Below are 1,368 nucleotides of genomic sequence, written 5' to 3' on the forward strand. Positions count from 1 at the left end.
AGAGGGCGTTAAGTCCCGTTCCTGACGATGCGGTGTCGCTCGTTCGTGGGTGATGGGGCGGTTCCGTCCTCACGTTATGTCGTGTGCATGATGGGGTTGCGGGCATGGAACGGATGCCGTACGCAACCGACTTGTCCGACGAGCAGTGGGCATTGATCGAGCCGCTGGTCACGGCGTGGAAGCAGGAGCGGGTTGCTCGGTCGGCGACCGGGGACCCGGGATCCTGCGACCTGCGTGAGGTAGTGAACGCGCTGCTCTACCAGAACCGGACGGGCTGTCAGTGGCGGCTCCTGCCACACGATCTCCCGGCCTGGTCAGCGGTGTTCTACTACTTCACCCTGTGGCGCCAGGACGGTCTCGACCAGCGGATCCAGGAGATCCTGCGCTGCCAGGTGCGGGAGCGGTCCAGACGATTAGAGGACCCGTCCCTGGTGATCATCGACACCCAGTCTGTCCGCGTGGCGGCCGGAGTGCCGAAGGAGACGACGGGACTGGACGCGAACAAGAAGACGCCCGGCAGGAAGCGGGGACTCGCCGTCGACGTGCTGGGCCTGATCATCGGCGTGGTGATCCTCGCCGCGAGCGCCCACGACAACGAGGCCGGCATCGCCCTGCTGGACCAGGCGGCCGAACGATGCGGGATGCGCCTGGAAAAGGTCCTGGTCGACCAGGGTTTCAAGGACGCCGTGATCATCCACGGGGCGGTGAAGGACATCACCGTCGAGGTGGTCCGGCGCAACCCGGACGACAAAGGACGGGGCTTCGTTCCGCAACCGAAGCGGTGGGTGGTCGAGCAGGTCAACGGCACCCTCATGCTGCACCGGCGCCTGGCCCGCGACTACGACCACCGACCCGACAACGCGGCCTCCCGCGTCTACTGGGCCTCCACCGCCAGCATGCTCCGCCGCCTTACCACCCCTGCCCCCACCTGGCGGGACGACGTGGAGCTGGCCGCGTGAACGTCCACGAACTCCTGCGGCTGCTGCAGACCGAACACGATGACACCGTTGCGCGAGCCGACCACCTGCGCGAGCAGATCGAGCGGCACACCACCGCCCTCGCCCAGACCGAAGCCCGCCTGGCCGAGCTCGCCGCCACCCGCAAGGTCATCGACGGCCTCACCCCGCCCGACCACCCGACCGCCCCCGCGGAGACCGCCACCGCAACCGTCTACCAGCGCATCGTGACCATGTTCAACGAACACCCCGGGCAGGTGTTCCGTGTCCGCGATCTGCACGAGCACCTCGGCCTGCCCACCGACGAGCCCTCGATCAACGTCACCCGCTCCCGCCTGGGACGACTCGTCCGCCAAGGACTCCTCGAACAACCCGGACGCGGCCGCTACCAGAAACGGACTTAACGCCCTCT

2 protein-coding genes are annotated in these 1,368 nt (G+C 67.6%); both read left to right on the forward strand.

What is annotated here, in order from left to right; genetic code table 11:
* The first annotated feature begins 104 nt into the window (after window positions 1–104).
* The gene (locus tag ACFWP5_RS52460) at window positions 105–959 is read left to right on the forward strand and encodes an IS5 family transposase (protein WP_384174557.1); all 855 of its coding nucleotides are present in this window, start codon (window positions 105–107) and stop codon (window positions 957–959) included.
* Window positions 956–1,360, forward strand: coding sequence for a type IV toxin-antitoxin system AbiEi family antitoxin domain-containing protein (locus tag ACFWP5_RS52465; protein WP_384174560.1), 405 nt, complete (start codon window positions 956–958; stop codon window positions 1,358–1,360). Before ACFWP5_RS52460 ends, ACFWP5_RS52465 begins: the two co-directional genes overlap by 4 nt.
* Window positions 1,361–1,368 lie beyond the last annotated feature (8 nt).

Source organism: Streptomyces sp. NPDC058469, from assembly GCF_042721125.1.
Classification (GTDB): domain Bacteria; phylum Actinomycetota; class Actinomycetes; order Streptomycetales; family Streptomycetaceae; genus Streptomyces.

Coding starts and splice junctions, on each gene's coding strand:
- ACFWP5_RS52460 (WP_384174557.1), top strand. CDS start 105: ATGGAACGGATGCCGTACGCAACCGACTTGTCCGACGAGCAGTGGGCA.